Raw genomic sequence first — 23,557 nt, 5'->3', positions numbered from 1 at the left:
GCCGCAGGAGCTCTACAAGTCACTGACCTGGGACAGAGGCACGGAGATGCACGCTCACAAGAAGTTCACGTTGGCCACCGACATTCAGGTGTACTTTTGCGATCCGCAGAACCCATGGCAGCGCGGAAGCAACGAGAACACGAATGGATTGCTCAGGCAGTACATGCCGAAGGGCATGGACATCTCAGGATTCTCCCAGCTTCAACTCAATGCGATCGCTAGACAATTGAACGAGAGGCCGCGCAAGGCGCTCGGCTTCCATACACCCGCTGAGATGTTCAGCGAATGTGTTGCATCGACCGGTTGAATCCGCAGCCGATTGCCGCCTTACGTCCGATGCTAGCGTTCTACGCAACGAAGAGCCTTTAGAAGAATCTGAAACTGCCTCCCGAAATCATTGACGAAGAGTACGTCGGCAATAGACGGGTAGCCATGTCGGTGCCGCCGCGAACCACGTTCTGGCCGATGGTCCTGCACGACTTGTCGTGCGTCTCCCGTTCCGCGATCGCGCTGTCGTGCTTCGCATCGAGCCCTGCTGTCTCGCCCCATCCGGGCTTCCATCGTTCCTCCCTCCGGTCGGCTGACGCTTCCGCGCCTGCGGCGCTGCGCCCTGCGGTCGCCCTGCGCGCTGCGCTTGCTCTGACCAGGCGGCCTGCGGCCGCATAGGCGCTCGCCGCGCGGCGGTTCCAAGGGCGTGTAGCGGATGCGCCGTGCTCTCCGTTTCCCTGTGTTCCCCGCCATTTCCGGTGACTCTGCGTCCTGGCTGCCGCGGGACCGGCTTCGCCTTCAAGGAGGTATTCGTAAGGCTGCGCCTTACAAATCTTCCCCCTTGCTCCCCCGTCCTCCAGGCCGCGGCCGTTCACCGGGCGACGAACTCAGGGAAACGGCGGCGAGATCCGGGAGCCAGCCACTCGCCCCCGAAACCATCGGTCGATGGGCTCGGAATCTAGGGACCCGGTAGCTTCTCAAGGAGAAAAACCATGCAACTCACTTCACGCTTTGGACGTCATTCCCCGGTGCTGCGCAGCCGGGAGCCGCTGTCGAATGACCAGATGCGCGCCGTCGCGCCTTCGATCTTTGCTGACGCTGCCCACGGCAGCTGCTCGGAGCGATACACGTACATCCCGACCTCGACGGTGCTCGACGGCCTGCGCAAGGAAGGCTTTCAGCCTTTCATGGTGGCTCAGACGCGGGTGCGTGATCAGGGGAAGCGCGACTTCACGAAGCACATGGTCCGCCTTCGTCACGTCAGCCAGATCAACGACGCCGAGGCCAACGAGGTGATCTTGCTGAACTCTCACGACGGGACGAGCAGCTATCAGATGTTGGCCGGAATGTTCAGATTTGTCTGCGCCAACGGGCTGGTGTGCGGCGAGACGGTGGGCGATGTCCGGGTACGCCACAAGGGCGAGATCGTGGACAACGTGATCGAGGGTGCCCTGGAGGTGCTGGACGGCTTCGCGCTAGTGCGCGAGCAGCGGGAAGCCATGCGAGGCATCACCCTGGATCGGGGAGAGGCCGAGATTCTGGCGCGCGCATCGATCGCTTTGAAGTATGAGCCCGATCCGACCAAGCCGGCCCCGATCACAGAGGCACAAGTCCTTGAGCCTCGCCGTATCGCTGACAACAAGCCCGACCTCTGGAGCACCTTCAACCGCCTGCAGGAGAACCTCGTGCGCGGCGGCCTCGAAGCCAGGACCAGCAACGGCCGTCGCCAGCGCACGCGCGCGGTTCAGGGCATCGACCAGAGCGTCAAGTTGAATCGCGCGCTTTGGATGCTGGCCGAGGAGATGAAGCGCCTCAAGGGCTGATCTGCATATGCGAAGCTCGGCCACTGGGTCAACAGTGGCCGGGCCTCTGACCATGACATCGCAAGAGGGAGAACAACACCATGGCTAGTTGCCATCATAGTGGGCCTGCGACCCACAAGAAGGAGCTCACATCGCTCATACGCGAGAACGCGCGGCGCCATCGCCTGCACGCGGTTTTCTCGGACTTCTGCGAGCTGGCCGCGCTGTCCATCAGCAACGCGGCCGACCGACTGCAGTTCGAAAGGCGTGAGGAGCGCTACCTGCAGATCGTCGGCCGGTACGACCGCTGCGAGGTCGAACGCTTTCCGCGCATGCTCGCGGCTCTGGGCGAATGGATGGAATGCGGGTACGCCGACTGTCTCGGTGAGCTGCTAATGTCGCTTGAGCTCGGCGACCGTGGGAAGGCGCAGTACTTCACGCCCTACAGCGCGGCTTCACTCATGGCGCAGATCACGATGGGCGACGCGAAACAGCAGGTTCAGCGTGCTGGCTTCATCACGGTCTGCGAGCCGGCGTGCGGCGCCGGTGGGATGCTCATTGCGTGCGCAGACGCCATCCAGGCTCAAGAGCCTTCTATGAGCAGCTGGTGGCAGCAGGCAAGCCCAAGAAGGTCGCCATCGTGGCTTGCATGCGCAAGCTACTGATCATTCTGCATGCAATGGCAAGAACCGGCAGGCCATGGAAAGAAAGGGACGACACCTGCTGAGGTCGACAGCGTGCCACAACGAGACCCAGTGAACTCAATCCCTCATGGCTTGCGTGCGACCCAGCCCTTGAAGGTGAATGCGCAGTAGAAAAGGTCGATGTCCGTGAATCCGGCGTCGCGAAGCAGGTCGACATCCTGCTGTGGTGAAAGCACCGGCAGCCGCTCTTTGATCGCCGTGATGCTGCCTTCGGCCTGTGCCACAGGCACGCCGGAAGCAGCCGCGAATGCCGCATTGCGCGCGAGCCATCTGTCCCGGACGGGATCTTCACTGGGAAAGCTGTGATGCGCGACGACGAGGGGCGCACCGGGTTTGAGCCGCATAAGTACCTGCTTCAAGGTCTGAAGGCGCTCGACTGGCGGCAGGAAATGGAGTGTCAGCAGGCAGGCCGCGCCATCGAATGCTCCCATGGGCGCACTTTCGATATAGCCCTCGTGCAGGCGCACGCGAGGCGCCAGTGATCCCAGAACCATGCGGGCCAACTCGAGCATCTCTGCGGATGGGTCAACGCCATCGAAGTGCCAGCCGGGCTGCATCTCGGCGAAGGCCTTTGACTCTAGCCCGCCGCCGGCACCAAGCACCAGGATGCGCGCGTCGGCAGGCGCACGTTCGGCCAGCAGCACACCCGCCATCCGGTGCAGGTCCCGAAGGCCCGGTACGATCCTCGCGGTCTTCTCTGCATAGGTTGATACGGCAGCCGGATCGGAAAACGGGGTCATCGGGCGCCGCCTTCCGCTTGCATGGGGGCGAGGGTCGCTGGCCAAAGTAGCGAGCGGTGGACCTGGGCGCCTGCCATGGCACCGTTGCCCACGGCCAGCGACACCGAATGGGGTGCCCGCGCGACGTCACCGCAGGCAAATACTCCAGTCACCGAGGTCTTGCTCTCGGCATCGGTGCGAACCTGGATGCCCATGGGCGTCTCTTCCAGCGCGCAGCCCATCGCTTCGGCCAGAGAACTGGAAGGAGAAGTGCGTGTCGCCGTGAACAAGCCCGCGAAACTCAGCCGCCGCCCGTCGGCCGTCGCAACGTCGGCATGTCCGTCGATCCTGTCGATGGGCGCTTCCTCGATCGTCACGCCCCGGCGCTCCAAGGTGGACCTGTCCTCCTGACTCAGTTCCACGGCGCCATTGACGAGCAAGGTCACATCGCCCCAAGCGGTGAGCAGTTCAGCCTGGTGGATGGACATCGGACCGTTCCCGACGATGCCGATGCGGCCCTGGCCGAGTTCGTAGCCATGGCAGTAGGGGCAATGGAAGACCGCTTTGCCCCAACGCTCGGTAAGGCCCTCGACGGCAGGCAGCCGGTCGGCCACGCCGGAGGCCAGCAGGATGCGGCGGCCTTGGTGCGTTCCGCCGCCGGACGTCGTGACTGTGAACTCATCCACCGGCCCTGTCGCGGCTTCGACCCGGCCTTCAAGCCAGGTCAGCGTCGGATAGACGTCGAGCTGGCGGCGCGCGTTCGCTGCGATCTCGCCCGGGGGGACGCCATCCTGGCCGAGAAACCCGTGCGAATGGCTGGCGAAGCGGTTGCGCCGCTCGCCCGCATCGATCACCAGTACGGACCTGCGCGCCCGCGCGAGTTGCAGTGCTGCGGCCATTCCCGCATAGCTTCCACCGATGACGATGACGTCGTGGTGCACGGTCAACTCCTTTTGCGTCGTGCTGCCGCATGCCGGCGGGCAAAGTCAGCGGCCAGATCGGCGAGGGTGATTTCCGAAAATCGCTTCAGCAGCAGCGCTTCGGCTTCGGCAAAGGTGCCTTCGAGCGCGGCATTTACCGCCTGCTCGACCAGGCACTCCGGTGTCTCGTTGCGGTTGCCGATGGCAAACATGGCCGGCTCGCCCAGCGCTTCGTGCAACTGGCGCAGGGTGACGGAGCCAAGATCGGCATGGATGCGCCATCCACCTGCATGCCCGCGGTCGGAAGTGACAAGGCCAGCTTCTCGAAGATACCCCATGGTGCGCCGGACGACGACGGGATTGGTACCCAAGCATTGGGCCAGGGTTTCTGAAGTGACGGGTCCATCCTGCTCGGCCATGTGCAGCAGCGCATGCAGGACGGAAGACAGGCGGCTGTCGCGTTTCATGTAACTAATGATGTTTCATATTGGGCAGGGTGTCAAGACCAGTCTGGAAACCTTCGGCGCGGCGGCCTGCGGCCGCATAGGCGCTCGCCGCGCGGCGGTCTTGTGTGCGCGTGCCGGATAGGCCGTGCTCTCCGTTTATGGCGCAGATCACGATGGGCGACGTGAAAGAGCAGGTGCAGCGTACTGGCTTCATCACGGTCTGCGAGCCGGCGTGCGGCGCCGGTGGGATGCTCATTGCGTGCGCAGACGCCATCCAGGCTCAGGGCGTCAATCCACAGGAGGCCATGCACGCGACGGCAATCGACATTGACGCGACCGCGGTCCACATGGCCTACGTGCAGCTTTCTGTTCTGCACGTTCCCGCCATCGTGGTTCACGGCAACGCGCTGACCGGCGAGGAACGGGCCCATTGGGTGACACCGGCCCATGTGCTTGGCGGCTGGGACTGGCGGCTGCGATCGCCCAGCGCCAAGCGCGACGCCGCGTCGCCGCTCTTGCGCCCGGCCTTGCCCAATCTCGACCCGATGGACGCCGGAGTAAAAAAGGAGACGGAAGCAACCGAGTCGATCCGCGCGGGGCTCGTGGCAAGTCGGCTCGATCAGCTGGACCTGTTCGCAGCATAGGCGATTCGAGCAGCCGAACACGACGCTTCGCGCTGTCGCGCGAAGCGCCTCCAATCACATTCGAGGCCGAATGTTGCGCAGGATTTCCGTGGATAGGGCTGTGCATCGCGCGCGCGGAGGCACCGCAAACGACAGCCCTGCAAGGGTTTCCGTTGGATTGCCCAACAATCAAGCTCTCCACCACCTCCAAGAAAGCTTGCGCGTGGGAGCGCTGGGCGTCTCCCGTTTCGGGACTGGCTGTCGTGCTTCGCATCGAGCCCTGCGGTCTCGCCCCATTTAGGCTTCCGTCGTTTACTCCCGCTGGTCGGCGCGCGCCGCCGCACATTCCGCGCGCGCACACGCGCTCTTGAGCGGCAAGCGCAAGGGAGGACCGGCTGAGACTCGCAATCTCGAGCTGCGCCGGATGCCGCCGATCGACATGAATCTTCCAGGATCTCGAGGAACTGGTGCCGACCATTTGGCCCGTCACGCTCCTTCCTTCCCGTGCGGAGCTCTGATGGTTGCTATGAAGGCCTCGGCCGAGCCGGGTCACGACAGGCCATCGCACTCAGCCGCTTGCCGCAGAGTCCTTTGCCTGTGGCCCCGCAGAGGTTCGCAACGTCCTTGAAGGATGCGCAGGCTGCAACCACCGCGACCTGCCTGCCGTTGTAACGAGAAACGCTTTAGCAGCCACCAGGTTCGTCGGAAAGGCACAAGCCCCGCAGCGTTGCCGCGACAGAGAGAGCTGTCCCTGCCGTGTGAATGGCTCGATCCATGCTGGTTTCCGATCAATGATCTGGTGACGGCCGGAGCCAGTTTTCAATCACAAGGCCGGGCACTCGGGAAAAGTGCTTGGTGTTGTCCGTGACGATCACGGCGCCGATTGCTAGCGCATGCGCGGCGATCATTTCGTCGAAGTCGCCAATCGGCGTGCCGCGCGTGCGCAGATCCGCGCGCAGCTCGCCGTGTCGGTTCGCCGCCTTGGCGTCCCAGGGCAGGATGGGTGCGATGCGAAGGAACTCCTCCACGATCCGATGCAGCCGGACGGCCTCCGGCCGTTTGGCGACGCCGTAGCGGATCTCGGAGCACGTGACCGCCGATATCGCCCACATGCCGGGAGGCAGGTTTTGCAGACGGGCATCGAATGCAGAATGGCCGCGCATAGCCTCGCTCGCCGCGTTGGTGTCCAGCATGTACAGCGTCATTCCTTCCAGCCCTCGAACGGGTCACGTTCTTGCGTGCCTTGCTCTCGCTCGGCCAGGAAGTCTTTGGGCAGCGGCCCCAGCTGCTCGCGTAGTTGAATGAACGAGGCCCAGTCCACGGGTGAGCGAGTGGACAGAATCACGTCGCCGGTGGCCACGTCGCGACGGATGTAGACCTCGGTGGTGTCCTCGAAGCGGAATTCGGCAGGCAGGCGCACGGCCTGGCTGCCGCCGGTGGCGAAGAGTTTCGCGGTGGGCTGCGCGTTCATGGTTGACCCCTTTCCATTTCGGCTCAGTCAGTCTTTCTGATGTAGATACTAGTATATCTACATTGGCTAAAATCGTCAATCTGCAGGGCAGGCCTGTACGACAGACACCCGCTGCCAATCGAAGCCCTGTCTGGTCGTTAGCCCAACAACCATGTTCTCCACTACGGCCAAGGAAGCTTGCGCGTGGGAGCGCTGGGCGTCTCCCGTTCCGGGACCGGGCTGTCGTGCTTCGCATCGAGCCCTGCGGTCTCGCCCCTGCGGGCTTCCATCCCTGACGCTTCCGCGCCTTCGGCGCTGCGCCCTCCGGTCGCCCTGCGCGCTGCGCTTGCTTGATCAGGCGGCCTGCGGCCGCGTAGGCGCTCGCCGCGCGGCGGTTTTGTGTGCGCGTGCCGGACATGCCGTGCTCTCCGTTTCCATGAGTTCGTCGCTATTCCGGTGACTCTGCGTCCTGGCCGCCGCGGGACCGGCTCCGCCTGCAAGGGGGTGTTCATAACGCTTCGCGTTACGAATGCTTCCCCCTTGCTCCCACGTCATCCAGGCCGCGCCGTTCACCGGGCGACGAACTCAGGGAAACGGCGGCGAGATCCGGGAAGCCTCCACTCGCCCCCGAAACCATCAGTCGATGGGCTCGGAATCTAGGGACCCGGTAGCTTTTTCCAGGGAGAGAACCATGCAAATGACGAACGACACCACAACACATTCGGCTTCGGCCGAGCCGGTCCACACCGAGACCTCGGCCATCCTTTGGCGCGGCCCCTGGGTGTCGGACCTCGATGGCATCTATGAAACGCGAGCGGTGGTCTCAGCAGGCGGCGCCGGCTTCCTGCCCGGGCTGGAGGTTTCGTTCCAAGGCGGTGAGCCCACCTCGAGCGCTGAAGTGGATGAAGTCGGGGATCTTCCTTCGGCGATCGAAGCCGCGCTCGCGCTGGGTTGCCTCTGGCACCGCAACAACGCTGACCTGCACTAGGGACGCGAAATGAACTACGAGGACGCGATCGAAGTCACTGTGACCAGGGCGCAGGCCCTGGCCGAAATCAAGAGACATCACCGGGAACGCTACACGGAAGCGGAGGTCGAGTTCTTCGAGGACTGCGGTGACAAACCAACCTACACCGGCGCGGAGGTTCTCGGCTGGCTCGGGTACTGAACGAAGCGAAGGGAAGCAAAAAAATGACGAATCGTTATGAAGATAAGCAGGCGGCGCGGCGCGACCGCTTTGAAGGTCTAGCCGCCAAGAACGCGCGGCTCAGCGAGGTCCACCGCGAGGCAAGCCACGGTGCCACGGAGGGCATCCCGTTTGGCCAGCCTATTCTTGTCGGGCACCACTCCGAGGGGCGCCATCGTGCCGCGTTGCAGCGCGCGAGAAACGCGATGGACCGCAGTTGCGAGGCGCAGGAAAAGGCCGAGCACTACGCGCGGAAGGCGGCGGGCGTTGGCAAGGGCGGTATTTCCTCGGACGACCCTGCCGCCATCGAGAAACTGCATGCAGAGCTTGCCCGAATGCGGACGGCGCAGGAACGGATGAAGGAGGTGAACCGCGTGCTTCGTCGGTTCAAGGATGACCGCGCGGCGCAGATCGTCGGCTTGCAATCCCTTGGGTGGGTGACGCAAGAGCGAGCGCGCGAACTCGTGCGCAAGGACTTCGCCGGCCGCATTGGTTTCGCGAGCTATGCGCTCACGAACAACAACGCCAGCATGCGTCGGGTGGAGCTGCGGATCAAGGAATTGGAGGCCAATCGGGCGCGCATAGACAAGGAGGAGGCCGCCGTTGGCTACACCTACCGCGAGGTCGCTGCAGAGAACCGCGTGATGTTCCTTTTCGACAGCAAGCCAGACGAGTCGACCCGGAAGCTGTTGAAAGCGCACGGCTTCAAATGGAGCCCGAGCCGGGAGGGCCAACCCTGGGTCCGGCACTTGAACAACGCAGGCCTCTACCATGCCAGCGTCGTGCGAAAGGAACTTGATGCAATGAACTCGGAGCAAGCATGAATCGCATCCAACTGATCGGCCACCTCGGCCGCGATCCGGAAGTCTCCCAGACGCCGCGTGGCCCGGTCGCCTCGTTCAGCGTGGCGACGAACGAACATTGGACCGACCGCCAGACCGGTGAGCGCATGACGCACACGGAGTGGCATGACGTCGTGTGTTTCGATCGCCTGGCGGAGATCGCCGGCGAGTTTTTGCAGAAGGGCGGGGAGGTCTACCTCGAGGGCAATCGCCGCACCAGGCGCTGGGTCGACAAGGACGGCAAGGAAAGGGTGAGCTACGAGGTACGCCTTGATGAACTCCGCATGCTGCGGCCCCCGCGCTCGGACCTGATCTCGCGCACGGCGACGAACTTGGCCGCGCTGGAGCAGCTGGCCCAGGCGATGGCGGCCGGCGAACGCGCCGACGTTTCGATCGCCGATTTCGCGAGCATGCTGGGCACGCTGCGGGAGGCACTCGGGGGAGCGGACGCAACCCGATAAGATCGACACCCGTCAGATCCATCAAGAACAAGCAATGGCAACACAAAAAAGCGCTCCCGTTGAAAAAGCCGAGGCACCCGCGAAGAAGGCAGCAGTCAAGCGCGCGCCCAACGCGGCCTTCATGAAGACCCTCACCCCCAGCGCGGAACTGGCCGCCGTGATCGGCTCGACGCCCCTGGCGCGCACCGAGGTGGTGAAGCAGCTCTGGGTCTACATCAAGGAACACAACCTCCAGGATGAGAAGAACAAGCGAAACGTCAACGCCGACGCCAAGCTCAAGCCCATCTTCGGCAAGGACCAGGTGACGATGTTCGAGATCGCGGGGCTCATCGGCAAGCACCTGAGCTGAGCCAGCGCGCCCTCGCGTGAAAACGCCCCGAAGGCTTGGCCCTCGGGGCGTTTTGCTTTTACTCAGAGCGATGGGCGGTCTACATGACCAAGAGCCAATACATTAGCCCACCTCCAGCGATGCCCGCCAAGAGAGCGAGGCTAGACGTGACGAGCAGAAGACGGAGCACCTTCCGATCGAGGGTGTCCGCAGCAGCGATGAATTCCGCAGCGCTTGTGTTGATCTGAACACCCACTTCCGCAGCGGCGTGGCGACCGTTCGCAAGCAGCTTGTTTCCCTGCTCGCCGATTGTCGACTGGAAGTTGAGGCACAGCGTGCCCGCCGCTCGGGCTGTGCCGTCGATCATCGCCTTCTCGACCTTGCCGCTGAACTCCTCCAGATCCGACTTCAACCCTCCGCGAGCTGAGTCCAATAGGGCTGCGATCTCCGCGATTCTCGCGACGAGAGGCTCGACCTCGCCCAGCAGGATCCTCATCGCTGCTGCTTGGCGGTCGTTCGGACCGGCTCCGCTCATGCCTTCCTGCCTTTTCCAAAGAGCAGGGCGTTCACCTGCGCCAGGTTCAGCTGTGCAGTCTCCGCCAAGTCGTGCTCCATCTGGGCCTCAATGGCGGCCTCGAGCGCATCCATGTCGCCGGCCTTCTGCGCGGCCTTGCGTCTCTCGGGCCAGTCGGTTGCGTCGTTGGCTAGCTCGCTGATAGTTTTCTTCGTCCGCTTCACCAACTCGTAAATCTCGTTGGCTTCGACCACCGCGTAGGGCTTGTAAACCGCCTTGGTAGCGCCCTCGGTCAGGCTGTATCCAATGACCTGCGAGTACACCATTTCTATGGCATGGACCTCGCTGGGGGCGAACAGGTTGAAGACGACGCGGATCTTCTTCGCGTCGACACCGAGGCTGGTGAGCCACTCGATGGTAGCGATGGTGTCCCTTTGCTGCTTGTCCGTCGGCACTGTGGGCACCAAAATCAGATCGAATTCGCCTACAGCGCTTTTAAAACGCTTCATCTCCGACATGAAGGCCGCGACGTTCGATGCGCCCACATCGATGATCACCTCGTCATTGCGCATCAGTTCCCGAAGGATGTCCTTGAAACGGCTGACGGCGATCTCTTCGACCTCGACGCCATCCACGCTGTCGGCATTGCTCGCGTTGATTGTCTCGACGCTCACGATCTTTGCGCCTGGCTTGAACGCCGCCAAGAGGTGGACCGCCAACGTGCTTTTGCCGACGTTGCCGGATAAATTCAAAATGCATAACTTTGTCATTGCTTTGTCTTTCTGCTGAGGTTTCTTGCGAATCTGGAAAAATCGTTGGATGCGACTTGTTTTGCCCCCTCAAGTGCGGTGAGCACTTGCTCGTCGGAATCCGCATCACTGCGGTGCGATCTCTGCGGTGCTGCAGCGATGTGTGCCCTGGCGTCGCTCATGTTGCCTGCGTCATGTGGCGCTGAGGTTGCTTCCAAGCCCCTCGGTGCGTCGGCCGTAGGCGACGTTCGGCCGATGGCTTGCTGCCGTGCGGGGATGTTGTGTTGTTCTGCCTGGATCGCAACGGATTTGGCATTAGTGCCGGCCTCTGGCAGCGAAGGGGAGTGCGCTGGATCTACGCCGACTCCGTCGCCGACGGCAGGCGCGGCTTCGGGCGGAAGCAGACCGCGGTCGACATCCTTCACATCCTTGGAGGCTGATTCGTCGCGCTCTCGCCGTAGTCGATACACGTAGGTTTGGAGCGTCTGGAGCGTCATCACGAGACCCGCGCCTGCCAGCGCCTCTTGGATGCCCGAAAACGTGACGCCTTCGGCGAGGCGCGCCTCGATATCAGGCAGCAGCTCGCGCAGCTGCGTCGCCTTTACGGTCGGCCTCGCCGCACGCAAAGCGGTTCGCAGTGCCTCGGTACTCATGGAAATGCGAGCCGCGCCGAAGCGCAGCAAGTCTTCCCGAAGGCCTTGCGCGGAGGCGTGGTCGCCTCACGCGTTCGTTTGTGGTCAGTTCTCTTCACGACATCCAACGTAGTCACTGAATCGTCCGACTTTTGTTTGCCTGACGTATTTGTCTTCTATGTGCGGAGTCTGATTGATGCTGCGTCCAGTTTTTGCATTCGTTCAGACAACGCCCGTTTTCTGTTGCGCTTTCGGACATTTCCGATCCCACGGCCTTCGGCCTGCCTGATTTGCACGCCCCTTAACGTGAGAGATTCCGGTCCTTAACAGGCCCAAAATCTCAATACACATCACGCACCCCCTTCGGGGGGTCTAAGTCCTTGTCCCAGTGAGAGAAACGAGAGAGATCAGTCAGAAAGAGAGAAATATCCTCTTGCTAGCGAATCAGGCTGCAGACAGCATCAGTCCTAGGTTTCTTGCTAGAACAATATCTATAGGAGAAGAGATGTTGCTGTTCGAAATATCGACCCCTCGATTGCGCTGCCTTTCTTCACCGCTTCAGCCGGGATTGGTGTGGTCTTGCGGGACTCAGCAATGCGGAGGAATGGATTCGTGAGGACGGGTAGTCCCATCCCTGTCTGGTTCACGAATCAGGATCGCGCCCGTGTTCAACAAGCCGCTGCGTTGGCGGGCTACCAGCATCTGTCGAAGTACATCCGCGACCGGGTGATGGGCCGCCATGAGGTCGGAAGCGTCCGGTACGACAGCCGCGCCGACGGCGACTGGACGGACCGCGCGGAGCTCTCCAGGCAGCTGGCCGACATGAAGCGGAGCCTGCAGGACGCGCATGCAGTGCTCGCGATGCTGCTGGTCCTGACCCGAAGAAGAGCCACGACTGGCGAGCTCAACGAGTTGGTCCTCGCGTGCCAGGGCGCGCATGGACCCACCGACGTTCTCGAGACCATGCTCCCCGAGCTGGCCAAAGCCTTGACGCGCTTTGGGAGGGACTCGGTATGACCCTTACCTCGAACGATCGGATATTTGCCGAGATCAACGAAGTACTGGGCTCGCTCGAGGCGAGCGAATGGCTCAAGAATGCACTGACCGCCGCGCTGTGCCGAGATTGCGTGGATGCGGCACACGATGCCGAGCAACTGGCCCAGCTGCTGGCCCGTCGCTGCGAATTCATGCTTGGACGGGTCTGACATGCAGAAGCACGAAGTCGAAAGCGCTACCCTGGTGTTCGGGGTCAGCCTTCCGATCGCCGGCTGGATCACCGGTGCCTATGCGGGCGGGGTCAAGCTCCTGCCGTTTCCGAATACGCTCAACGAGGCTCTTCGAGCGACGCCGCACAGCCCATGGCTGATGGGCGGCCTGGCTGTGGGAGTGGCCCTGGCCGCCGGCGTGGCATACCTCCTCCGCGAGTACGGCGACGACGGCTTCAGGGGCGCCCAGTTTCGCCGCTGGATGCGCGGCGCGCGCATGGCCAACTGGCACAGCGTCAAGGGCAAGGTGGAGGCCGCCAATCGCCAGGAGAATGCTCGCCGGCGCAAGGTCGGGGAGGGCAACGGCCCCCTTGCTCCGATCATGATCGGGCCGATGCCGATGCCGCTCCATCTGGAGAATCGCAATACGCTCATCTGCGCGTCTGTCGGCGCCGGCAAGTCCGTCGCGATGGAGGCCATGATCGCCTCCGCCATCAAGCGGCGCGACAAGATGGTCGTGATCGATCCGAACGGCACCTTCTACTCGAAGTTCAGCTTCCCGGGCGACACCATTCTGAATCCCTTCGACGCTCGCTCGGTAGGCTGGACCGTCTTCAACGAAATCCATGGCGTGCACGACTTCGGCCGGATCGCCAAAAGCATCATTCCGCCGCAGGTCGACCCCAGCGACGAACAATGGTGCTCGTACACGCGCGATGTTCTGGCCGACACCATGCGCAAGCTCCATGAGACGATGAACTGTGATCAGGACGCACTGGTGAACTTGCTGGTTCGCGAGGATGGGGATGTCATTCGTGCATTTCTGTCGGGCACCGACTCGCAGGGCTACTTCCGCGAGAACGCCGAGAAGGCCATCGCGTCGGTGCAGTTCATGATGAACAAGTACGTGAGGCCGTTGCGCTTCATGAGCAGGGGGGAGTTTTCGCTTCGCAGCTGGGTGCACAGCGACCAGCCTGGCAACCTCTTCATCACGTGGCGCGAGGACATGCGCGGCGAGCAGCGCCCCCTGGTGGCCATGTGGATCGACATGATCTGCGCCACGGCCTTGAGCCACGAGCCCATGACAGGGACGCGGCTGTGGCTGTTTCTGGACGAACTGAATTCGCTCGGAAAGCTGGAATCCTTCGTGCCGGCGGCGACCAAGGGCCGAAAACACGGTCTGCGCATCGTCGGCTCGATTCAGGATTGGTCCCAGCTCGACGAGACCTACGGCAAGGACGCGGCCAAGATCCTCTTGGCATGTTTCCGCAACTACCTGATCTTCGGCGCGTCGAACGCGTTCAACGCAGATAAGGCGAGCGAGATCCTGGGAAAGCAACACGTCGAACGGCTGCAGGTGACGACGAACGCCGGCAGCGGTGGAGGCGGGCGGAGCCGACAGCTGGTGGCCAGCCTGCCCGAGCCGGTGGTGATGGACTCCGAAATCTCGAACCTCAAGGACCTGCAGGGGTACGTCATGTTCGCCGAGGACTTCCCTGTCACGAAGATCGAAGTGCCCTACGTCAACTATCCGCATCGCGCGACGCCTATCGAGATCAAGACGGCCAGCTGAGCCATGCTCAACGTGACTTCGATCCGCGGCAACAACCAATACGCGGCCGCACACTATTTTTCTTCCGGCGACGACTACTATGCGAAGGAACACCCGGGTCAGTGGCAAGGGGAGGGCGCTCGGTTGCTGGGCCTGATTGGCCCCGTCGACCAAGCGCAGTTGTCGCGCCTCTTCAATGGGCAGTTGCCAAACGGAGATGTGATCCAGACGACGTTCGATCCCGCCCACAAGAAGCGCATGGGACTGGATCTGACATTCTCGGCACCAAAGTCAGTGTCCATGCAGGCGCTGGTCGCCGGTGACACTGAAGTCACCGATGCGCACGATCGTGCGGTCACGCGTGCCCTTGAACGGGTCGAGCGTTTGGCGGTGGCGCGCAAGAAAGTCAAAGGCAAGAGCTCCCGCGAGCGAACGTCCAACATGGTCATTGGCAAGTTTCGACACGAGCTCAGCCGCGCGAAGGACCCCCAGTTGCACACGCACGCGGTGGTACTCAACATGACGCGACGTGCCGATGGAGCCTGGCGATCTCTCTCGAACGAAGAGATCTACCGGGTTCAGCACGAGATCGACGCGCTGTACAAGGCGGAACTGGCCAAGGGTCTGCGCGAGTTGGGCTACGCGATCCGCGTCCTCGACGGAAAGGGCAATTTCGAACTGGCCCACATCAACCGCGACCAGATTGCGGCGTTCTCTGCCCGCGCAAACGTGATCGAGGAGGCGCTGGCGAACGATGGCAAGACGCGTGCGACGGCGACGGCGCTCGAGAAGCAGATCATTTCCCTGGCTACGAGGCCGCGCAAAGACGAGTCGGACCGCGAACTGATTAAGCAGTACTGGGCGGAGAAGAGCCGCGTGTTGGGCATTGACTACGGTGAACGGTCGCGACTCGATGGCCGCACCTATGGGCCGGTCAGCGGGGGATCTCCCTCGCAAGGCAGCACCGGACACCATGACGGTGGGAGCGGCGACAGCGGCTCGGGTTCCGCAAGTGTGACTTCGGACCTGCCCGCCGGAATTCTTCCGGCAGCAGAGGCGGTCGGATTCGCAATCAAGCACCTGGCCGAGCGCGAGGCGATCATGGTAGACAGCGATCTCAAGGCCACGGCATTGGCGCGCGGGGTCAACCACGGGGTAGGCTCGGACGAGATCAACGCGCAGATCAAGCGGCTGGTCGAGCGAGGCGCATTGATCGAGGCGCCGGCGAGGTATCGCAGCGTGAACCAGTCGGACAATCGAGAGCTCACTGCCGCAGGCTGGCAACTCTACGGGCGGAAAAAAAAGGGTTGGAGCGAGAAGGACGCACGAAAGTACGTCGAGCACGCGATCCAGCGCGGATTTCTCGTGCGGACGCAGAAGCGCTACACGACCATCAAGCTACTCAAACTCGAACGGGCCGTCCTCGCCATCGAACGCGCCGGGCGTGGCCAAGTGGCACCGATTCTCGACATCGCCGTGCTCAAGCATGCGCTTGACGGATCGAAGCTGAACGGTGGCCAGCGTGCAGCCGTCGAGATGATCCTTGGCACGTCGAACCGCTTCGTGGGCATCCAGGGGGACGCAGGCACCGGGAAGACCTACACGGTGAACAGGGCGGTGGCGCTGCTTCAGAAAGCTTCGACCGTCATGCGGACAGAAGGTTCGAGCGAAGGCCGTGACGCCAGGCCGCAATACCGCATCGTTGCCTTAGCGCCGTACGGCAACCAGGTGAAGGCGCTGAAGGAGGAAGGCCTCGAGGCGCATACGTTGGCAAGCTTTCTCCACACGAAGGAAAAGCCCATCGATGCCCGCACTCTCATCGTGCTCGACGAGGCGGGCGTGGTGGGCGTGCGGCAGATGGCGCAGGTGATGCGCATCGTGGAGAAGGCCGGGGCGCGCATGGTGCTGCTCGGCGATACGAAGCAGACCGAGGCCATCGAGGCTGGAAAGCCATTCGCGCAGCTGCAGCAGGAAGGCATGCCGACGGCGCGGATTCACGAGATCCAGCGTCAGAAGGACCCTGAACTCAAGAAGGCCGTGGAGCACGCCGCCGAGGGACGTTCGAGCCTGTCGCTATCTCATCTGGCTCACGTCGAAGAGGTGAAGGACGCTACGCTGCGCCGCCATGCCATTGCAAGCGACTATCTCTCCCTGGCGCCGGAGGACCGCCGCGGAACGCTCATCGTTGCCGGAACGAACGAAGCCCGACGCGACTTGATCGAAATGGTGCGCGAGGGCCTGGACCTGGTGGGCAAGGGGCGCGACGTCGAAATCCTGACCCGCGTGGACATGACTCAGGCGCAGCGTCGGTATGCCCCCAGCTATCAGCCCGGCATGGTGATCCAGCCCGAGAGGCCGTACCCTCTGAAGGGCTTGGCAAAGGGAGAGCTGTACCGGGTGAAGGAGGCATTGCCGAACAACAAGCTGATGCTGCAGCGAACCGATGGCACTGAGGTCACGATCAGCCCACGCCAGATCACGAAGCTCAGCGTGTATCACTTGGAGACGGTGGAGCTATCAGTAGGCGACACCATACGGATCAATCGAAACGATTCTTCGTTCGACCTGACAAACGGTGACCGCATGCGCGTGGCAGGCATGGTGGGCAAACTGGTGCAGCTCGAAACCGTTGCTCAGAACGAATACGGCCGCCCAGTGCGCAGGCTCGAACTGTTGGCCGACAAGCCGCTGCATCTGGAGCACGCCTACGCATCCACGGTCCACAGCTCCCAAGGGCTGACCAGCGATCGGGCCTTGATCGACCTGGACACCAATAGTCGCACCACGTCCATGAATCTCTACTACGTAGCGGTCAGCCGCCCGCGCCACGAGGCGCGGGTGTACACGAACTCGGTCGAAGCCCTGCCAGTGGCGATCGCCAGGCAGTTCGACAAGACCACGGCATTGGAGATCCAGCGCGAGCGGCAGATGGAGCGCGTTGGCAAGATCAAGCTGCGTCTGGCAACAGGCTCGGCCGATGGTATGAAACTGCAGGTCACCAGGCGAGGGGCACCCGCGGACGGGGCCGGCCTTGCGGGCCGAGTTTGAGCGAGCGTTCGCTTGATGTACTTTAGGAACGCTTGGCGACTTCGCGCTGCGGGGCCATCGACCGTAGGCTTTCAACCACTTCTTGCAGGAAGCTCGCTGTAGGCGCCATGGATAGGTACCCCTGCAGGTCTCGGAACGTCTTCGCCGGCATCGTTTCAGGACTGGTCTGCTGCACGCGCGCGTAGGCTCCTACTCCGCACGAAGTTCGCCCCATGAAAATGTGGGCGAGCAATCGCGATTCGAACGAAATACCGAGAATGTCCTCAGCGACAATTCTCTCCGTGGACTCGAACATCGGCATCACCGCGTGCCCTTCCTCCGCAAACAGCTTCGGCTTCCCATCCTCGCCAGTGCCTACGATGGCGCTCTTCAAGAGCAGCACGTCCTTCTTGTAGGTTTGTTTTAGTATGAGCCGAGGCCACTCAATGCGAACGAGTCCATCGTCATCAACCGATGCATCCCACAAAATAATGGTGAAATCACTCAGCTTCGTAAACTTCCCATTTACGAAACCAGCGACTTCATAGCCGCCGCCAAATAGGCTTCGAAGCGTTTTAGCCGCCAAGCCACCTTCCCTTTCTTCCCTGAGCAAAATGCCGGCAAGAACCAAGGCCGAGGCGAAGCCGAAAATTGCGGGCCCTGCCTCTTCAGACGCTTTCCATTTGGTCGCATTGGCAATCTGTGCAAACTCCAGAACAGCCGGCGCGCCGGAGCCTGTGGCTCTTATGCAGCCAAGAACACCGCCATCAACTAGAGTGCCATCCCCAAAACCAAACTGCCTAAGGCCACGACCTTCCTCAGTTTCCTCAAATATCCAGCCAACGAAGGATGCTGGATGCTCGTTCAGTTCGACCTCACTTCGAAGGTAGGCACGGATGGAATCAGCCGTGAGAGGCGCCTCCTGGGCCATTTCTCGCAGCCGAGCAATCGCCACCCTCGCCCCGAGCCAGCTGCCAGCCCAAGCAACGGCGCAATGGTCGGAAATAAGACTGACCTTCTGCCGAAGTCCCAAAATGGACCATCCCGATCCTTCGAAAAAATCAGTAACGTCCCCAAGAGCAGGGACTCCAACCTGCTGATCAGAGGGGCCGGAGGCCCCCGAAACCAAAAGATCACCAAACACAACCGGAAAATTCTGAACGTCGTACGCGCAAATAAGGGTCAATCAGCACTCCTACGGCAACTAGTACTCTAAAAACTAAAACTTCCGGTTGGCGCTTTCCCGAACGGCTCACGGCGATCGCTCCTAAAGAGTTCGCGCTGGGCTTCGTATAAGCTACCCCAAGCCTCAACGTGGGCAGAACAATTCTCACTCTCGAAATGCTTATGAATCTCGGTTGCAAGGTCACCATACTCCGTGCCATGCCTTGCTTGGAACTGATCTTCACACCGGAGCAAACAGGACCAGAGGGCCATGAGCCGGTTCCTAGTTTCGGGCAACGAAAGATCCGCAACGGGATCTGTTCGGTTAAAGCCGATGGTTGCAAGCTTCCCAACCATGCCAGACAAGCGCTCAGCGCGCGTCAGATGTGATTGACCAGGGGGTTCCGGAAGCAAACGCAAGGTGGCAAAGAGCGCACACAACGTGACTTGACGCATTCCTATGTCGGACACGAAGCTGGACAAACGCCCCTTCTGAAGCAAGACGAAGAGATTGCACTGCACAAGACGATAGATGTGCGCCGTCGCACACAAATCTGCATCGTACTCAGTAGCCCGAGCAATGGCATCGGAATCGTGCAAACCTCTCGACGCCTCGGCTGGAGCTATGTCGTTGTGAGCGCGCGCTCCGTGAAAAAACTCATGCGCAATCGTCCAGCGAAAGGCAAGGGATGACACCGGATTCAACGTAACCCAGCGTAAAGCCTGGTCATCGACGCAGCTAAATATTTCGGGACCGAGCGAATAGCAATAGTCGATGTGTCCTCTATTCACGTAGATCGCATAGCGGGCACCCTCGGCGCCTACCGCATCGGTATCGCACACACGAATTTCTGGGACGTATTCGACCTCACCGTATCCTGGTTGCCGGATGCGATCGAACATGTCTGGCAAGTCTGCGAACCAACCGTCGACAGTTCGCTTCTTGTGGGGATCGGCCACCTGAGCCAGGTAAGCTGCGACGGCAAGGATCTGCGGTCTGAACTCATCGTGCATCATCTCGTCCCTCCAAAGCGCCGTCGAAGTGGGGGCGCAACGATGGCGCGACGCCTAAAAATCGCGTTCTTCACCGCGTTAAAACCTACGCCACGAGCGTCAGCGTGAAGCGGCTGCAAGTATCACCCCAAAGCGTACAGCCGATACACCTCAATTTCTTCTTCTGGCGACAGATCGCGCGGTCGCGCGAAACTCTGCCCCTTCTCCCTTGCCGCGACCTTCCCGGCCATGCATCGCTCGCGGATGATGGACCGTTCGAACTGGGCGACCGCGCCAAGGATCTGCAAGACAAGCTCGCCCATGGCCGACGAGGTATCGACCGGCTCGGTGAGCGACTTCAGGGCACAACCAGCAAGCCGAAGGCGCTCCAGCAGCGACAGCAAATCCTTCGGGCTGCGAGCAAGCCGGTGGATCTTGTAGACCACCAGCGTCTGACCCGGACCCGGCAATGGCTTCCTCGGGCGTGGTTGCGGTTTGCGCCAAGGACGAATATCGGTCACGACGACGAATGCTTTAGGTCCGAAATCGCTCGACACTTTCGCGAGCTTGGTTTTCAGTTGACCCATTTCAATCTCCTGATATTCGAATGTTGCCTGTTCTCGGCGCCGCTCAGTGCGCTGAGGCGCGCGCAGCCGCATGCTTGGTCAACGTCCTGATGGCCGCAACGAAGTCGCATTCCATCACGTGCATGGCGAGATCGATGACGCCGCCGCCGCCTTTCCCGGCTTTGACGTCGAACCACCGAATGTTGGTGACGACCAACTCGAGCACCTGACCAGACCCGCGCGTCACATGGATGCGCTGATCGCTGGTGAGTGGGGTGAAGGTGGCGTCGACCTTGAAGTGAAGGCCGATGGCCTCAAGGCCACGCCGTAGCGACCAGCCGCGCAGTTCCCGAAGGAGTTCTTCGCTGAACTTGTCGCGCGGTCTATCGGCCCGCGTGTCTGCGGCCAGGGCAGCGGCATGGAGGGGGAATGCCGGCGTCGAGCCCACTCGGGGGCCCGTTGGCTTCTCTCTGTCGCCCGAGGCCATCCCTATCCTCGGCGACGGGACGGCTTGTAACGGACTTGCCACGCGAACGCGTGCGACGGTCCGACGTTGCTCCGCACCGATAGCATCCAGCGCCTGTGGTTCTAGAGCGGATTCGACCACCGCAAGCCCAAACGAAACCGAACTCCCCCCGGACCCCCCTCCGGCTACTTGCATCTGCGATGCCTTTTCCATAACCCGCTCGGCAGAGCCATTAGTTAAAGAACATTTGGGTGACACCTGCCGGGCGAAGGCCAGAACCCTCGCGTTCTGTGGATAACTTGGTGGCGCGCTGGGGTGTGCCAGAGGTGGCGACGCGCTCCGGGGGGCGGCCGCAGGCGCCCGTGTCATCTGCGCTGGCACGAGGCCCAGGGCCTCAGGCGGCAGCTCCAGCCACGCCGCGATCGTCTTGGGCGACGTGCTCAGCGCTCTGGCGATCTCGCGCAGACTCTGTCCCTCCCCGCGAAGGTCCAGCGCCTGCAGTGCCCGCGGCACATTGGCCACACGGATTCCTTGACGCGTGTAGTGGTCCGGACTCTTGGCTCGCCGCGCAGCCCGGCGCCGCTCGCGGAGCACGCCTTCGGGCAGGATCGCTTGCATGGCAGCCACCAGGCCGGCCGACTCGATGTCGCGACCGAACATCTGCCAAAGCGTGGCGGCCGAGTGCAGATAGCGGGGGTCGTCGTAGGGCCGGCATTTCGCCCCGACGGCTCGTGCCTCGTAGGACTCCTTGGCTTTGCGTAGTGCCGAGCCCATGGTGGTCAGGGCTTCCCCGTCAGTCATGTCTGGGATGTGCCGAGCCTTCCAGGCGAGCACTTCCGGCTCGAGCGTGTCCTCGCGACACATCCAGGCCAGGTTGCAGGTGACCGCGAAGAGGTAGCGATCGCGATTGCCTTTGGTGACGCCTTGAGGAAACAGCGCCTCAGCAAGAACATTGAGATCTGTCAGGCGAGCCGTGGCGGTGGCGCTAAAGGACCGGCCAGGGCGCCGCGGCTCGGCGTCGCTCACCTGGCCCCTAAGTTGCCGCCGCGCGTCCCTGAGCGCCCGCTTGGGCGCGAGTTCGATCAGCCGGGCGCTGCGGGCCTCGGCCAGCTCGGCGCGTGTGAGCGGCAGGATCTGGTCGGCCAGGAAGTCGAATGCCACCCTTTTGGCCACGAGGACCTCGGCCGTCACACGCCGGCAGTGCGGCGGGGCGCTGGAATTGACAGTACCCACCAGGCGCAGCACGCGCGCCGTGTCGCTCACCGAAGCATCTGCGCCGAATGGATGCAGAAGCTTGATGAGCACTTTGAGGCAGGCCAGCCAACGCGGCGCGGCTGCCGCTGGCAGCGTGCGATCGAAGAGCCAGTACAGATGAACGCCTCGACCGGTGTGCGTGGACAGGTTCGGTGTCGGAATTCCAGCGTCGGAGATTGCGTCGAGGGCGCATTGCCGCATCGCCATGAAGTCGCCGGCGTAGTCATGGCCACGTTCGAGGGCCTTGCTCAGGTCCAGGTCGACCATCAGGCAGGTCAGATGCTTGAGGTTCTCGTGCCTGCGCCACCCGAAGAAGGTGTTGACGCTGATGTAGCACTCGGGAGCGCCGGCGAGAGAACGCAGGTAGCGGCCGATCTCCGCCGTCTGTTCCTCGGGCGATGCATGGGAATTCTCAGTACCGGCCCCGCGGGGCCTGGTTCTCACGAAGATCAGCTCGTCCGCAAGCGAGCGCGGAGAGGTCCTGCTGTCGCTCGACGACGACTTGATGCGGCGCACGAGCTCGGGGCGGCGCTTGTTTCGCGCCCAGCCATGATCGGCACGCGGCCGAACGATGGCTTTGCATCCCATAGGACGGCCTTCCAGCAGCCCGGGCCAGAGCACAGACGCGTGGTCGAAAGGTGTCTCCACTCGCACCACTGGAGGAAATACTGGGCGCGCCTGCGGGAGGCGCTGCAGCCGCTGCGAACCGTGGAGGTCTTCTCGCCTAAGTGTTGCGGGCATTGCTCACCATCGCAGCACCGCACATGTCGTTGGACATCGGTTGCCTTTCTTGCCTGGTGAGCTACAATTTTTGGACGAGTTTCTGATCTGGCGCTCACCAAGCACTACACAGATTGATCAGGAACTTTGGTTGGAGCGCGCTGATGACGCGCTCCTTCCATACGGTCTTAGGATCGGGTCGAAGGCCTCCAGTGATGGAGGCCTTTTGCTTTTCTGGAGGCAGCCGTCGAGGCGTCAGCCCACAAACCAACTTGACCAGGGCACTCGTTTCGTGATTCGTCTAGTTGGGTGGCAAGGGTGTCGAGCACGGTGTAGCCGGCGTATTCCACCTGCAGGCGATCAACGACGGAACTGATCGCCTCCCGTGTGTCCCTGGCCACCACCTGGGAGTGGACCAACTTGATGGTGTTGTTGTGGTCTTTGCGCATGAGCAGAGCCGACACCATGAATCGCGCCTGCGATGCGACATGCTTGCGCGAGTCAGGCTCGAGTGCCCAGGAAGGTGGTTGCATCATCGCCATCACGACTGCGAAGACCGCCGCCGGCCCACAGCGCTGCAGCGGCACGCAAGGCGCGCCGGGCGTCTTGAGGGCAGGGGATTGCGAGAGTTGATCCACTGTCGCTCCCTAGTACGAGGATTGATAGGGCCGGCCGAGCTCCCATCGGTTTCGCCAATGCACCAGGTATTGCTTCGCCAGTGCCGCGTTGTTCCAGAGGACCAGCACGTTCTCGCTGTTGCGTTTCGCGGCTGCCGTTGTGTAGTTGAAGCTACCGGTCTCGACATGGCGACCATCAACCACGACGTATTTGTCGTGATGGATCGCGTATGCGCTCACCGAGCGGATCGGGATGCCGGCATTCACCAGCAGGTTGAGCGCTTGCCGCGAGGCGCTGTTGGCGCGCTCGTCGACGTTGCTCTTGTGATCCACGACGACGGCGACGTCCACGCCGCGGCGTTTCGCATCCATCAAGGCGCGAACCACGATCGGTGAAGTGAACGAGTACCCCGCCAGGCGGATGGAGGTCTCAGCGGAACCGATGACCTTGAGTACCAAGGCCTCGGCACCGCCTTCTGGCGAAAACGCGGCCTCGACCACGTGGCCGTCCGGTACGTCGATCGCCGAGCTGGAGAACAGGCCCTTGGTTTCCCCCACCGGCGCCAAGGCCAGAAGCACCGCGCATGCGAGCAACCGGCCAATCAAGATTTTCTTCAAGGCTTCAAACT

Annotated in this window: 26 protein-coding genes and 2 pseudogenes; 14 read left to right on the top strand and 14 right to left on the bottom strand. The window is 62.2% G+C overall.

From position 1 onward, the window contains the following. The 4 genes and pseudogenes from AB4Z46_RS31595 to AB4Z46_RS31580 form a co-directional block, all read left to right on the top strand. On the top strand, positions 1 to 307 hold a 307-nt coding region (locus tag AB4Z46_RS31595), incomplete at its 5' end, for an IS30 family transposase (protein WP_442287512.1). A 673-nt stretch (positions 308 to 980) separates the two neighbouring features. After that, entirely contained in the window at positions 981 to 1,811 is an 831-nt protein-coding gene (locus AB4Z46_RS31590; protein ID WP_442287511.1) for a DUF932 domain-containing protein, read from the top strand. Between the two features lie 80 nt (positions 1,812 to 1,891). Next, positions 1,892 to 2,320: pseudogene (locus AB4Z46_RS31585) on the top strand (N-6 DNA methylase); the annotation flags it as partial. Positions 2,321 to 2,385: 65 nt separating this feature from the next. After that, positions 2,386 to 2,517: pseudogene (locus AB4Z46_RS31580) on the top strand (IS110 family transposase); the annotation flags it as partial. Positions 2,518 to 2,559: 42 nt separating this feature from the next. On the opposite strand, the gene AB4Z46_RS31575 reads toward AB4Z46_RS31580, so the two are convergent. From AB4Z46_RS31575 to AB4Z46_RS31565, 3 genes are read right to left on the bottom strand one after another with little or no spacing between them, the layout of a single operon-like run. Continuing rightward, the gene (locus AB4Z46_RS31575; RefSeq protein ID WP_442287510.1) at positions 2,560 to 3,234 is read right to left on the bottom strand and encodes a class I SAM-dependent methyltransferase; all 675 of its coding nucleotides are present in this window, start codon (positions 3,232 to 3,234) and stop codon (positions 2,560 to 2,562) included. Beyond that, positions 3,231 to 4,154 carry an NAD(P)/FAD-dependent oxidoreductase gene (locus AB4Z46_RS31570; RefSeq protein ID WP_442287509.1) on the bottom strand — a complete coding sequence of 308 codons (924 nt, stop codon included), beginning with the start codon at positions 4,152 to 4,154 and terminating at the stop codon, positions 3,231 to 3,233. Before AB4Z46_RS31570 ends, AB4Z46_RS31575 begins: the two co-directional genes overlap by 4 nt. A 2-nt stretch (positions 4,155 to 4,156) precedes the next feature. Then, positions 4,157 to 4,600 carry an Rrf2 family transcriptional regulator gene (locus AB4Z46_RS31565; protein ID WP_442287508.1) on the bottom strand — a complete coding sequence of 148 codons (444 nt, stop codon included), beginning with the start codon at positions 4,598 to 4,600 and terminating at the stop codon, positions 4,157 to 4,159. 137 nt (positions 4,601 to 4,737) lie between these two features. Here AB4Z46_RS31565 and AB4Z46_RS31560 point away from each other — a divergent pair, with 137 nt between their 5' ends. Next, positions 4,738 to 5,223, top strand: a complete 486-nt coding sequence (locus AB4Z46_RS31560) for a hypothetical protein (RefSeq protein ID WP_442287507.1) — start codon at positions 4,738 to 4,740, stop codon at positions 5,221 to 5,223. Between the two features lie 767 nt (positions 5,224 to 5,990). Here the strand turns inward: AB4Z46_RS31560 and AB4Z46_RS31555 are convergent. Then, complete coding sequence (locus AB4Z46_RS31555; RefSeq protein ID WP_442287506.1) at positions 5,991 to 6,407, bottom strand: type II toxin-antitoxin system VapC family toxin; 417 nt, start codon at positions 6,405 to 6,407, stop codon at positions 5,991 to 5,993. Then, positions 6,404 to 6,673 (bottom strand): antitoxin, encoded by a 270-nt coding sequence (locus tag AB4Z46_RS31550; protein WP_442287505.1) that lies wholly within the window; start codon positions 6,671 to 6,673, stop codon positions 6,404 to 6,406. Before AB4Z46_RS31550 ends, AB4Z46_RS31555 begins: the two co-directional genes overlap by 4 nt. 670 nt (positions 6,674 to 7,343) lie before the next feature. On the opposite strand from AB4Z46_RS31550, the gene AB4Z46_RS31545 reads away from it, so the two are divergent. From AB4Z46_RS31545 to AB4Z46_RS31525, 5 genes are read left to right on the top strand one after another with little or no spacing between them, the layout of a single operon-like run. Continuing rightward, entirely contained in the window at positions 7,344 to 7,640 is a 297-nt protein-coding gene (locus AB4Z46_RS31545) for a hypothetical protein (RefSeq protein WP_442287504.1), read from the top strand. A gap of 9 nt (positions 7,641 to 7,649) precedes the next feature. Further along, positions 7,650 to 7,820 carry a hypothetical protein gene (locus AB4Z46_RS31540; protein WP_442287503.1) on the top strand — a complete coding sequence of 57 codons (171 nt, stop codon included), beginning with the start codon at positions 7,650 to 7,652 and terminating at the stop codon, positions 7,818 to 7,820. A 23-nt stretch (positions 7,821 to 7,843) separates the two neighbouring features. Continuing rightward, positions 7,844 to 8,662: a DUF3560 domain-containing protein gene (locus AB4Z46_RS31535; RefSeq protein ID WP_442287502.1), complete on the top strand. Its 819-nt coding sequence runs from the start codon at positions 7,844 to 7,846 to the stop codon at positions 8,660 to 8,662. Further along, positions 8,659 to 9,141: a single-stranded DNA-binding protein gene (locus AB4Z46_RS31530; protein ID WP_442287501.1), complete on the top strand. Its 483-nt coding sequence runs from the start codon at positions 8,659 to 8,661 to the stop codon at positions 9,139 to 9,141. The genes AB4Z46_RS31535 and AB4Z46_RS31530 overlap by 4 nt, the downstream gene beginning before the upstream one ends. Before the next feature lie 34 nt (positions 9,142 to 9,175). Further along, positions 9,176 to 9,490, top strand: coding sequence for an SWIB/MDM2 domain-containing protein (locus AB4Z46_RS31525; RefSeq protein ID WP_442287500.1), 315 nt, complete (start codon positions 9,176 to 9,178; stop codon positions 9,488 to 9,490). A gap of 79 nt (positions 9,491 to 9,569) precedes the next feature. Here the strand turns inward: AB4Z46_RS31525 and AB4Z46_RS31520 are convergent, their stop codons facing one another. The 3 genes from AB4Z46_RS31520 to AB4Z46_RS31510 are packed head-to-tail and all read right to left on the bottom strand — an operon-like array spanning position 9,570 to position 11,385. After that, complete coding sequence (locus AB4Z46_RS31520; RefSeq protein WP_442287499.1) at positions 9,570 to 9,965, bottom strand: hypothetical protein; 396 nt, start codon at positions 9,963 to 9,965, stop codon at positions 9,570 to 9,572. A 35-nt stretch (positions 9,966 to 10,000) separates the two neighbouring features. Beyond that, positions 10,001 to 10,753, bottom strand: coding sequence for a StbB family protein (stbB, locus tag AB4Z46_RS31515; protein WP_442287498.1), 753 nt, complete (start codon positions 10,751 to 10,753; stop codon positions 10,001 to 10,003). Further along, the gene (locus AB4Z46_RS31510; RefSeq protein ID WP_442287497.1) at positions 10,750 to 11,385 is read right to left on the bottom strand and encodes a hypothetical protein; all 636 of its coding nucleotides are present in this window, start codon (positions 11,383 to 11,385) and stop codon (positions 10,750 to 10,752) included. Before AB4Z46_RS31510 ends, stbB begins: the two co-directional genes overlap by 4 nt. A gap of 663 nt (positions 11,386 to 12,048) precedes the next feature. On the opposite strand from AB4Z46_RS31510, the gene AB4Z46_RS31505 reads away from it, so the two are divergent. From AB4Z46_RS31505 to mobF, 4 genes are read left to right on the top strand one after another with little or no spacing between them, the layout of a single operon-like run. Continuing rightward, positions 12,049 to 12,381 carry a hypothetical protein gene (locus AB4Z46_RS31505; RefSeq protein WP_442287496.1) on the top strand — a complete coding sequence of 111 codons (333 nt, stop codon included), beginning with the start codon at positions 12,049 to 12,051 and terminating at the stop codon, positions 12,379 to 12,381. Then, entirely contained in the window at positions 12,378 to 12,569 is a 192-nt protein-coding gene (locus tag AB4Z46_RS31500) for a hypothetical protein (protein WP_442287495.1), read from the top strand. The genes AB4Z46_RS31505 and AB4Z46_RS31500 overlap by 4 nt, the downstream gene beginning before the upstream one ends. Before the next feature lies 1 nt (position 12,570). After that, positions 12,571 to 14,142: a type IV secretion system DNA-binding domain-containing protein gene (locus AB4Z46_RS31495; RefSeq protein ID WP_442287494.1), complete on the top strand. Its 1,572-nt coding sequence runs from the start codon at positions 12,571 to 12,573 to the stop codon at positions 14,140 to 14,142. A gap of 3 nt (positions 14,143 to 14,145) precedes the next feature. After that, positions 14,146 to 17,169 carry a MobF family relaxase gene (mobF, locus tag AB4Z46_RS31490; RefSeq protein WP_442287493.1) on the top strand — a complete coding sequence of 1,008 codons (3,024 nt, stop codon included), beginning with the start codon at positions 14,146 to 14,148 and terminating at the stop codon, positions 17,167 to 17,169. A gap of 22 nt (positions 17,170 to 17,191) precedes the next feature. Here the strand turns inward: mobF and AB4Z46_RS31485 are convergent, their stop codons facing one another. The 6 genes from AB4Z46_RS31485 to AB4Z46_RS31460 all read right to left on the bottom strand — a co-directional run bounded on the left by AB4Z46_RS31485 (position 17,192) and on the right by AB4Z46_RS31460 (position 23,495). Beyond that, positions 17,192 to 18,334, bottom strand: a complete 1,143-nt coding sequence (locus AB4Z46_RS31485) for a hypothetical protein (protein WP_442287492.1) — start codon at positions 18,332 to 18,334, stop codon at positions 17,192 to 17,194. A gap of 26 nt (positions 18,335 to 18,360) precedes the next feature. Then, positions 18,361 to 19,329 (bottom strand): hypothetical protein, encoded by a 969-nt coding sequence (locus tag AB4Z46_RS31480; protein WP_442287491.1) that lies wholly within the window; start codon positions 19,327 to 19,329, stop codon positions 18,361 to 18,363. Between the two features lie 119 nt (positions 19,330 to 19,448). Then, positions 19,449 to 19,892, bottom strand: coding sequence for a recombinase family protein (locus AB4Z46_RS31475; RefSeq protein WP_442287490.1), 444 nt, complete (start codon positions 19,890 to 19,892; stop codon positions 19,449 to 19,451). A gap of 43 nt (positions 19,893 to 19,935) precedes the next feature. After that, on the bottom strand, positions 19,936 to 22,179 hold the full coding sequence (locus tag AB4Z46_RS31470; protein WP_442287489.1) for a hypothetical protein: 2,244 nt from the start codon (positions 22,177 to 22,179) through the stop codon (positions 19,936 to 19,938). A gap of 320 nt (positions 22,180 to 22,499) precedes the next feature. Beyond that, on the bottom strand, positions 22,500 to 22,949 hold the full coding sequence (locus AB4Z46_RS31465) for a hypothetical protein (RefSeq protein WP_442287488.1): 450 nt from the start codon (positions 22,947 to 22,949) through the stop codon (positions 22,500 to 22,502). A gap of 9 nt (positions 22,950 to 22,958) precedes the next feature. Next, the gene (locus AB4Z46_RS31460; RefSeq protein WP_442287515.1) at positions 22,959 to 23,495 is read right to left on the bottom strand and encodes a phospholipase D family protein; all 537 of its coding nucleotides are present in this window, start codon (positions 23,493 to 23,495) and stop codon (positions 22,959 to 22,961) included. Positions 23,496 to 23,557: the final 62 nt, after the last annotated feature.

It is taken from the genome of Variovorax sp. M-6 (genome assembly GCF_052114385.1).
GTDB lineage: Bacteria > Pseudomonadota > Gammaproteobacteria > Burkholderiales > Burkholderiaceae_C > Variovorax.
This window is presented reverse-complemented; position numbering and strand designations above follow the sequence as displayed.

Coding starts and splice junctions, on each gene's coding strand:
- AB4Z46_RS31590 (WP_442287511.1), top strand. CDS start 981: ATGCAACTCACTTCACGCTTTGGACGTCATTCCCCGGTGCTGCGCAGC.
- AB4Z46_RS31575 (WP_442287510.1), bottom strand. CDS start 3,234: ATGACCCCGTTTTCCGATCCGGCTGCCGTATCAACCTATGCAGAGAAG.
- AB4Z46_RS31565 (WP_442287508.1), bottom strand. CDS start 4,600: ATGAAACGCGACAGCCGCCTGTCTTCCGTCCTGCATGCGCTGCTGCAC.
- AB4Z46_RS31560 (WP_442287507.1), top strand. CDS start 4,738: ATGGCGCAGATCACGATGGGCGACGTGAAAGAGCAGGTGCAGCGTACT.
- AB4Z46_RS31555 (WP_442287506.1), bottom strand. CDS start 6,407: ATGACGCTGTACATGCTGGACACCAACGCGGCGAGCGAGGCTATGCGC.
- AB4Z46_RS31550 (WP_442287505.1), bottom strand. CDS start 6,673: ATGAACGCGCAGCCCACCGCGAAACTCTTCGCCACCGGCGGCAGCCAG.
- AB4Z46_RS31545 (WP_442287504.1), top strand. CDS start 7,344: ATGCAAATGACGAACGACACCACAACACATTCGGCTTCGGCCGAGCCG.
- AB4Z46_RS31540 (WP_442287503.1), top strand. CDS start 7,650: ATGAACTACGAGGACGCGATCGAAGTCACTGTGACCAGGGCGCAGGCC.
- AB4Z46_RS31535 (WP_442287502.1), top strand. CDS start 7,844: ATGACGAATCGTTATGAAGATAAGCAGGCGGCGCGGCGCGACCGCTTT.
- AB4Z46_RS31530 (WP_442287501.1), top strand. CDS start 8,659: ATGAATCGCATCCAACTGATCGGCCACCTCGGCCGCGATCCGGAAGTC.
- AB4Z46_RS31525 (WP_442287500.1), top strand. CDS start 9,176: ATGGCAACACAAAAAAGCGCTCCCGTTGAAAAAGCCGAGGCACCCGCG.
- AB4Z46_RS31520 (WP_442287499.1), bottom strand. CDS start 9,965: ATGAGGATCCTGCTGGGCGAGGTCGAGCCTCTCGTCGCGAGAATCGCG.
- stbB (WP_442287498.1), bottom strand. CDS start 10,753: ATGACAAAGTTATGCATTTTGAATTTATCCGGCAACGTCGGCAAAAGC.
- AB4Z46_RS31510 (WP_442287497.1), bottom strand. CDS start 11,385: ATGAGTACCGAGGCACTGCGAACCGCTTTGCGTGCGGCGAGGCCGACC.
- AB4Z46_RS31500 (WP_442287495.1), top strand. CDS start 12,378: ATGACCCTTACCTCGAACGATCGGATATTTGCCGAGATCAACGAAGTA.
- AB4Z46_RS31495 (WP_442287494.1), top strand. CDS start 12,571: ATGCAGAAGCACGAAGTCGAAAGCGCTACCCTGGTGTTCGGGGTCAGC.
- mobF (WP_442287493.1), top strand. CDS start 14,146: ATGCTCAACGTGACTTCGATCCGCGGCAACAACCAATACGCGGCCGCA.
- AB4Z46_RS31480 (WP_442287491.1), bottom strand. CDS start 19,329: ATGATGCACGATGAGTTCAGACCGCAGATCCTTGCCGTCGCAGCTTAC.
- AB4Z46_RS31475 (WP_442287490.1), bottom strand. CDS start 19,892: ATGGGTCAACTGAAAACCAAGCTCGCGAAAGTGTCGAGCGATTTCGGA.
- AB4Z46_RS31470 (WP_442287489.1), bottom strand. CDS start 22,179: ATGGGATGCAAAGCCATCGTTCGGCCGCGTGCCGATCATGGCTGGGCG.